Origin of the sequence: uncultured Campylobacter sp. (assembly GCF_905373215.1) — a bacterium.
Taxonomy (GTDB): domain Bacteria; phylum Campylobacterota; class Campylobacteria; order Campylobacterales; family Campylobacteraceae; genus Campylobacter_B.
Genome location: NZ_CAJPRT010000017.1, coordinates 24,882 through 33,186, shown reverse-complemented (window position 1 = coordinate 33,186; position 8,305 = coordinate 24,882). Strand labels below are relative to the sequence as shown.

At 44.6% G+C, this 8,305-nt stretch carries 6 protein-coding genes and 1 pseudogene; 1 reads left to right on the top strand and 6 read right to left on the bottom strand.

Features of this window, described 5'->3' with window-relative positions:
- Positions 1–512: 512 nt before the first annotated feature.
- From QZ176_RS08155 to QZ176_RS08140, 4 genes and pseudogenes are all read right to left on the bottom strand, one after another.
- Positions 513–776: pseudogene (locus QZ176_RS08155) on the bottom strand (Txe/YoeB family addiction module toxin).
- The gene (locus tag QZ176_RS08150; RefSeq protein ID WP_295152683.1) at positions 773–1,036 is read right to left on the bottom strand and encodes a type II toxin-antitoxin system RelB/DinJ family antitoxin; all 264 of its coding nucleotides are present in this window, start codon (positions 1,034–1,036) and stop codon (positions 773–775) included. The pseudogene QZ176_RS08155 and the gene QZ176_RS08150 overlap by 4 nt, the downstream one beginning before the upstream one ends.
- Positions 1,037–1,160: 124 nt before the next feature.
- Positions 1,161–2,474, bottom strand: coding sequence for a sodium-dependent transporter (locus tag QZ176_RS08145; RefSeq protein WP_295152681.1), 1,314 nt, complete (start codon positions 2,472–2,474; stop codon positions 1,161–1,163).
- Positions 2,475–3,121: 647 nt separating this feature from the next.
- Positions 3,122–4,435, bottom strand: coding sequence for a hemolysin family protein (locus tag QZ176_RS08140; RefSeq protein ID WP_291939300.1), 1,314 nt, complete (start codon positions 4,433–4,435; stop codon positions 3,122–3,124).
- Positions 4,436–4,707: 272 nt separating this feature from the next.
- Between QZ176_RS08140 and QZ176_RS08135 the strand changes: the two genes are divergently transcribed.
- Positions 4,708–4,875: a hypothetical protein gene (locus QZ176_RS08135; RefSeq protein WP_295152679.1), complete on the top strand. Its 168-nt coding sequence runs from the start codon at positions 4,708–4,710 to the stop codon at positions 4,873–4,875.
- 242 nt (positions 4,876–5,117) lie between these two features.
- Here QZ176_RS08135 and QZ176_RS08130 read toward each other — a convergent pair whose 3' ends face one another.
- Positions 5,118–5,927, bottom strand: coding sequence for a M48 family metallopeptidase (locus QZ176_RS08130; protein WP_295152677.1), 810 nt, complete (start codon positions 5,925–5,927; stop codon positions 5,118–5,120).
- Between the two features lie 1,116 nt (positions 5,928–7,043).
- Positions 7,044–8,303 (bottom strand): hypothetical protein, encoded by a 1,260-nt coding sequence (locus QZ176_RS08125; RefSeq protein WP_295152676.1) that lies wholly within the window; start codon positions 8,301–8,303, stop codon positions 7,044–7,046.
- Positions 8,304–8,305: the final 2 nt, after the last annotated feature.

The window sequence follows — 8,305 nt, the reverse complement described above, 5'->3', positions numbered from 1 at the left end:
AATATTTGCCTCGCCGCCCTACTCTCTATTTGCTCGTGAAATTCTCGCTAAATTTAAGAACTTGCCGTTTGGACTAAAATTTCAATCCAAACTAAAAAACCGCCTAAGTCTCCATTTAAAATTTTTCTTCGGAATTTGCGTATCGCTAAAATCGTCGCTGTAAATTTCATTTTTATCGGTGAAATAGTCGTTGTTTTGAGCCTGCGGTATAAAGTCGGTCCGATCTTCTATTTTTACGTTTAGCCCTTGAAATATTGCAGCAGCTCATAATACTCTTTTGCAGATACGGCATTTATTAAAAAGTAATTTCTATTGTTAAATTTAACGACGAAATTTCTTTTTAGCAGCCAAGGTAAAATTTTAAAATTTACTGCTTTAAATCTAGACTGAATTTCAAAATTTTAAGCCATAAAATAAGATAAAATTTTAAAATTCCACGCCTTTTTTGGGTGTGAAAGTTTTTATTTTGGGACAAATACTACCGCTTTGATATTGATGCTTTTGTGCGTATTTTACTTATCTCCATAGTGAGTTTTACACTGAGCTATTTCTATGGCGCCATTAGATATTCTAAATACGAGTCGATTTTTTCCATCTATTCTAACGCTATAAAGCCCCGACAAATTGCCCTTTAGCGCTTCGGGTTTGCCTATACAATCGTAGCCGTTACGCTCTATATCTAGGATTAACTTATTTATGCGCTTTAGGATATTTTTATCATTTTCCTGTCAATACAGATAATCCTTCCAAGCTTCTTGCGACCAGATTTTTTTCATTGATCCGCTTCTAACAAATCGTGCTCAATCCCGCTATTTTCCTTTAATTCGTCAAAAGAGCGCTTAAGATGAGATAAATTTTCGTGGCTGTAAAAGGGATCTGCCGTCAACTCGAAAGGAATTTTGCGTTCTTGCAATACTTTTTTAGCAAATATTGTAAAAGCAGTAGTTAAATTTAGCCCCATTTCAGAGCATACTTCCTCCAACCCTTTTTTAAGCTCGGCATCCATTCTAAAATTTACGTTTATAGATCGCGTCATATTGTCTCCTTTTTGATTGCATTATACATTATTTATATGGATAATGCAATGATTTATAAATGTGCTTTGCTAAAATTCCATTACGATAGAACACTATTAATTCTAAATCTAGCAAGATTTTAATTTAAAACGAAATATGCATACTAAGCGCGATTATGCATAAAAGTAGCGCCAGCGGGACATAGACAAAGCGCCCGATATCATACCAGAGCTTGCCGCGAGCCCTATCTGCGCCTAGATTGATCTCATCTAAAATTTCATTCCGTTTAATTACCCAAAACCACGATATCGCTCCGATTACCGCTCCGATCGGAATGATATAAATCGATACGAAATCCATCCACGGACCCCATGAGCTTATCGCTTCCATACCAAGGCCCGCACCAAGGCAGATCGCGCACAATAGCGCAAGCGTGAAGGAGCGGCTTAGCCTTGGAAACTTATGCATTAGCGATTCAGCGACTACTTCGAACATATTTTGAAGCGATGAAATTCCACCAAAAATCACGGCGGTAAATAAAATCACTGCAAAAATTCTACCACCTGCCATATCTTGCAAAATTTTAGGCAGAGTTACGAAAAGTAGCTTAGGACCCGCCGCAGGATCCATTCCGTAAGCAAATACTGCAGGGATCATCACTAGCGCAGCTACCATCGCGGCTAGCGTGTCAAATAACGCGGTATTTTTCGCCGCAGATACGACGTCTTCGTCCTTGGATAGATACGCGCCATAGACGATCATACCTGAGCCCGTAATCGATAGCGAGAAAAATGCCTGTCCCATCGCAGAAATCCAAACCATCGGATCTGCTAGCTTAGTAAAATCAGCGCCGAAAAGAAAGGCATATCCGCCCGCAGCGCCTTGCAGCGTCGCGACCCTAATTGCTAAAATTGCAAATAGCACGAAAAATAGCGGCATCATAATTTTATTCGTTTTTTCGATGCTTTTGGCGCCGAAAAATAGCGTCAGCAACGTGCCTGCAACGATTATGCAGTGATAGGGCACCACGGAGTAGGGCGTCAGGGCAAAAGAGTTAAACCACGTATCGGTATTTTCGCTCATTAGCGAGCCGTTTATGGCTTGGACTAGTGCTTTTAGAACGTAGGCGATGATGACGGCATAGCCCACTGCGATACACATCGAACCGGCAAGCGGTAGCCAGCCAATAACCTTACCGATAGCGCCAAGTCCGCGGCTTTTCCACGCGTATTCGTATGAGCCCAGCGTGCCTGTTTTGGCGCGGCGACCGATCGCGTATTCGGCGCTTAGGCCTACGTATGAAAACAGCGCTACGAAAAAAATGTAAATTAGCAAAAATGCGCCACCGCCGTTCGTGCCGAGTTTATAAGGGAAGCCCCAGACATTTGCCATACCTACAGCAGAGCCCACGCAGGCGATGATAAAAGCCCAACGCGATGAGAATTTGTGTTTTGTCATAAAGCCATCCGTGCGAAAAATTTTCGTTATGGTAGCAAAAAGGAATTTAAGATTTATTTATGCGGAATTTTAAGGCATGCCGACTTGATTACTTAGGAATTTTTAGAATTTAAAATCGCGAAGTTTTAAAGCAAGATTGGCGGAATTTTACGATCAAAATCGATAGAGTTAATTCTGCGATACTGCGCGGCAAAATTTTATCTTTAATAATTTTAGAATTTCTTCGCGGAATTTTGCGCTTAGACTTAGGCTTTAAAATTCGCTTGGTCTGGGCTTGCGGCGGGGCTTGCTATTTAAGTTAGGCGAGAAATTTAGATCAATTAGAATTTTAAAATTCCGCGAAATTTTAAAATCTACGATCTCGCAAAATTTAAAAATAGGCTCATCAAGAAATTCTATTTAGCGTCGCTCTGGCAGAATTTTCGCGGTAGAATTTCACATTTCGTTTGCAGCGCGCTTATAAATAGCACTTTTATGGCGCTCTACAAGGCGAGTGGCATTCCTGCGCCCGCTATTAGGGCATCTATGCGGGAGCGGTGAATAAATTTTTACCCTAGATGGGAATTGAGAGCGTCGCAAGCGGCAGCATGTTTGAAATTTCCGGCACGCAGCATTGCAGAGTGAAATTTATTAACCCGCACTTTGGCTTAGTTATTTTTCTCAGCTTCTTCATTTTCTTGCGGCTGCGCGACTGCTTTTTTGATCGCTTTTACGAGCGAAACTCTTGTGCCATCCATTCGCAGCACTTCATAGTCGCAGTTTTCATCGCTTATTTTATCGCCGATTTCAGGTAGGCTGCCGAAGAGATTAAAGACGTAGCCGCCGATCGTTAGCTGTTCGGTCTCCTCATCAAAGTCGATGCCCATCACCTCCTCGACGCCTTCGATCTCGAAGCGGCCTCTAAACTCAAAGGTATTCTCGTCGATACGTTTGAAATTTTGCGCATTCGCGTCGTGTTCATCGTTGATGTCGCCAAAAATTTCTTCTATGATGTCTTCCATCGTCAAAAATCCCGCAGTGCCGCCGTATTCGTCGATGACGAGCGCGGCAAAAATGCGCTGCTTATTCATCATAGGTAAAATTTTAGAGATTGGGCTGTTTTCAGGCACGATGATGAGTTTGCGCACAATTTTATCGAAGCTTTTATCTCCCTTTTGTTGGATGATATCGCGGATATGGATGAGGCCTAGGACGTTGTCTTTGCTGCCGTCGATATACGGGAAGCGCGTAAATTTCGACTGCAATACGGTTGCATAGTTTTCGTCGTAGCTTTTTTGCTTATTTAGGCAAACTAGATCGCGCCTCGGTGTCATTATCTCTTTGGCGACTGTGTCGCTAAAATCGACGGCATTTTTGATGATCTCTGTCTCTAGGCTATCGAGTACACCGCCTTTTAGGCTCTCGCTCGCGATGATTTTGATCTCCTCGTCAGAAAGCGCGAGCTCGCTCTCTTTGGCGGGCTTTACACCTATGATTTTAAGCGAGACGGCGGCGATGAAGTCAAATGCCTTTATGATCGGAAAAAACATAATCCAAAAAATATGAAGCGGCCTGGAGATGAAAAGCACGATCTTCTCGGTTTTGGCAATAGCGATGGATTTTGGCACTAGCTCGCCGAGCACGACGTGAAATAGCGTAACGAGCGTAAAAGATATGACGAAGGCGATCGTATGTGCCGCTGCTCCGCCGCCTATGCCGATGGATCTTAGCGGCAGCTCGATCAGTCTCGATACCGCGGGCTCACCGATCCAGCCGAGGGCGAGCGAGCTTATCGTAATGCCTAGCTGTGTGGCGCTGAGGTAGGTGTCAAGGGAGTTTGAAATTTTAAAAGCGAGCTTTGCGTTTGGAATTTTATCTTTGATAAGCTCTTCGAGGCGAGACTTTCTTACTTTGACGATTGAGAATTCCGAAAGAACAAAAAAAGCATTCATAAAGATGAATACAAAAGCTAAAACTAACATTAAAACCGAACTGTCCGTGTCCAAATTTTTTATCCTTTGAAATTTAAAAATAAATATTTATGATTATATCTAAAAACGCTTTAAAATCCAAAAGATATGGAAAATGCCTCGCGCCCGCTCGTAGAATTTTACGGAGTTGAAATTTTGCTTCTATTATCGCGTAAAATTTCATCTGCCTGCGCGAAACTTACCGTCGTACAAATGGCGTTAAAATCTGCTGCCCAGCCGAATAAATTTTATTTTCATACCTGACTGCGGTTGTAAAATTTTGTTTGCATACGACCATAGCGAAATTCTATCTGCGCCCGAAGGGGCAAAATTTTACTCCAAATTTCGTCGCGCTTAAAATCGTAAAATTTCGCGCCGTAGAATTCTGTAGCGACGGATGTTTCGGCTTTCTATGCGACGGAATTTCGCCCAGCACTTGCATTTTAAAATGAAATTTTGTCTCGGCGCGGATTATGTTTATCGCGCGTGTTAATGGAATTTTGCGGTAATTTAAAATTTCGCGCTGCGGCAGGCCTTTGTCGCGGCGAGATTTTATCGCGATAGAGCTCTAGCGCGGCGGCGGATAATCCTAGCGCCGCGCGCAAGCCCATTAAGAAATTTAAATGCAACGATAAAACCTGCTACTTAAAAAAACCTCAGCGCGCAAACTCTTGCGAAATTTTAAATCGCAAGACTATCTATTTCTTGTGGCAGCCTCATAAAGCGGCAAGACTTTCGGCATCACCTCTTTCAGATCGGCGATACGATCGTCGTTTGAAGGGTGCGTGGACATAAATTTAAGCGGATGGCTCTCATTTAGCTTATTCATCTTCTCCCAGACGTTTATCGCCGCTCGCGGATCGTATCCTGCGCGCGCCATCAGCTCAACGCCCATCAGATCGGCCTCCGTCTCATGCGTGCGCGAAAACGGCAGCGTGAATGTGTACTGCGCCGCCATGTTCAAAGCTGCTGAGCCCAGATCTCCAAGCCCCGCTGCAGAGCTTGCTACGGCGATACCGACATCTTTCATCTGTTCAGTCGAGGCTCGCTCGCGACTGTGTTCGCGCAATGCGTGCGACATCTCGTGTCCCAAAATAGCAGCCAGCTCGGCATCGGTAAGCTTAAGCTTTTCGATGATGCCCGTATATACGACGATGCGACCGCCAGGCATACACCAAGCATTGATCGTAGGATCGTTGATGACGTTTACCTGCCAGTTCCATTTCAGTGCGTCTTTGCGAAATGCGCCGACTTGAGCGATTAGGCGCTTCGAGATGCCTCTAACGCGATCAGTTAGCTTTTTATCGGTATTTAGGACGTGCTTGGCGTTTGCTTGGGCGGTAATCTGCCTGTAGGCAAGCGCGGCACTTTGATCCATTTCAGCTTCGCTTACGGTGATGAATTGCGAGCGGTCGATGCCTACGGCGCCGCCTTGCGTGGTGCTCGCGCAGCCGCTAAAAATCATCATCGCAGCAAAGGATATTAAAAGAGCTATTTTTTTCATCTTTTCTCCTTAAAATTTTGCGGCGATTTTAGCGAAATTTGGTTAAATTTTTAGAATTTTATTTTAGATTGCCGGATTTTGCAGGCGCGATCTATTTGGAATTTACCGTGAAATTTAAGGACGCCCGTCGCCTTTAAAATAGGATTGGGCTTTGTGATTTAGCGATAAAATTTAGCGGAGATTTCGCAGAATTTTATCGTGGCATAAACGTGGCATTGCTGTGTGAAAACAACGAGTTTTAATCCAAGCGCGGTGCTGTATAAACACGGCGCCTCTGCGCCTAAATAGAGCAGGATGGCGAGATCGCAATTTTAAACTTACGCAGCGTAGGCTACGATAAATCCAGCGGAATTTTATTTGCACTAAGCGCTCAGTTTGGGCGGATAGGAGCAATTTCAAATTTGCACAATCAAGTCGCACGATAAAATGGGCTCGGATGTCGCTATGATTTGAGATGAGCCGCGCTAATCTTTGCAACGCAAAATTCTAATTGTTAGCTTAGCGGTATTCCTTCACATTGCATCTTGCGCTGCAATGAAATTTCGTTGTGGGAATTGAAATGATCGCAGAAATGTCAAACGCCACAGACGTCTTTTCGTAGAATTTTATCTCGCGGAATTCCATTTGTGCGCGACAGGATAAAATTTCAAACTGCAAACCGCGCCGTATCATTTTGGGTAGAATTTTAATTTTACGCGTTTAGAATTTTAAAATTCGGCTACGCAAATCTACGCGATGAAATTTCAAGCTTAAAATTCCGCGCCGGCTTTGGAATTTTATATGTGCCGCGTCAGCTATAAAATCTTACACTTAGAATTTTATCACTGCGGCAAGATTTGGATAGGACAGAATCTCGCATCGACGTAGGATTTTTGGCGGCACGGAATTTTGTAGCGCACATCTAAATTTAGCTACGCAAAATTAGTAAATCCTTTATCGGCACGGAATTCTGTTGTGCCATTAAAGCGCATAAAGAATTCTGCGCGGGCCTCGCAAACTCTAACGAAAGCTCCATTATTTGGAGCGTGCGGACTTTAAGGCAAGCGAGTAAATTATGCAACGTAAAGCCGTGGGCGCCATACTTGCCGCTAGGGATTTCGCGCCCGCGGCGCCCCTTTAGTCCTTTTTGGACTTTAGTTTGGAGATCGTTTCTTTTGCGGCCTCGTAAGCCTTGGCGCTCATCTCGCGCGCCCTTTCGCTTACGTTTTTGGCGACGTCGGAGCTTTTTAGCTCGGCAAATTTTTGGCTCATCTTCTTTTCAAACTCGCTAAGCTCTTTTTTGATTGCGTCCAGTTTCTCGTCCAGATCGAGGTTTTCGATGATTTTGGCGCTTTTTTGGCTTAGCTCTTGAGTGATTTCGCGCGCTTTGGCGCTCGCCTTTTTTGCGCGCTCGCCAAGCTCGATCTCGCCGATTTTGGCGCTTAGTTGCTCGGCAAGATCGGTTGAAATTTTTCTAAATTTAGCCAAATAGCCGCCGAATTCTTCATCGGCGATCTTGGCGATCTCGCTTTTAGCGGGCTCCTCCGAGCTTGCGACCGCATCGCTTAAAACCGCGCTAAATAGCTCGCTCATCTGCGAAATTTGAAGCTTTTTCTCCCCTAGGCTCTGCGCATCGTCCGCGGGCGAAAAACTTAGCTCGTCGCGGTATCTTTCGGCGGCTTTGTTTATGCCGTCGTAGCAGCCTAAAATCGCGCCTCTAATCAGCGCAGAGGCCGTATTTTTGCTCTCATTTGCGACGAAAATCGCGCGATTTATGATGATTTTTGAAATTTCTTTTGTGCGGAATTTCGTAAATTCTCCGTCGCCGATAGCCGAAAATGCGATGTTTTTCGCCGTCTCGTGCGCGGTATCCTCGATGTCGGTTCCGCTTTCTAGCACGCTTATGAAGGCCAGTTCGCTTGCTTCTTTAAGTACGTCCGCAAGCGGAAGTTTGCTCGCGATCGCTCGCTGTAGCGCCGAGCCTATGCGCTCTTTTAGCTCTGTTTCGCTTGCGTTTTGCAGCGCGGTATCCAGATCGTCGTAGCTGCGCAAAACAAGGGTTTTAATCGCCTTTTGCTTACAAGCGATCTTTTTGCGCAGATCGTCGTAGTCGTAGATGAGCTTGTAAAGCCCCTGCTCGTCCTCGTCGCATAGCGCCTTTTTTACCCCTTCGATTAGCGCTTCGGAGGAGGCGTCCTTTAGAGCTCCTATTTCGCTAAGCTCGGCAGCAAAGCTTAAAATGAGCTCGGTGCTTTTAGCGCTTTTGGCATCTTCACTAAGCCCGCGTAGAGCCTTCAAGCTCTGTTCAAAAGCTAAATTTTGCACGCAGGCCGCCAGCTCCTCGCCGCTAATTTGCGCGAGATCGACGCCGAATTTTTTGATTATTGCTTCTTTCATTT

Bases quoted from the DNA above. Each gene is read 5' to 3' on its own strand.
- QZ176_RS08150 (WP_295152683.1), bottom strand. From the start codon at position 1,036: ATGACGCGATCTATAAACGTAAATTTTAGAATGGATGCCGAGCTTAAA.
- QZ176_RS08145 (WP_295152681.1), bottom strand. From the start codon at position 2,474: ATGACAAAACACAAATTCTCATCGCGTTGGGCTTTTATCATCGCCTGC.
- QZ176_RS08140 (WP_291939300.1), bottom strand. From the start codon at position 4,435: ATGTTAGTTTTAGCTTTTGTATTCATCTTTATGAATGCTTTTTTTGTT.
- QZ176_RS08130 (WP_295152677.1), bottom strand. From the start codon at position 5,927: ATGAAAAAAATAGCTCTTTTAATATCCTTTGCTGCGATGATGATTTTT.
- QZ176_RS08125 (WP_295152676.1), bottom strand. From the start codon at position 8,303: ATGAAAGAAGCAATAATCAAAAAATTCGGCGTCGATCTCGCGCAAATT.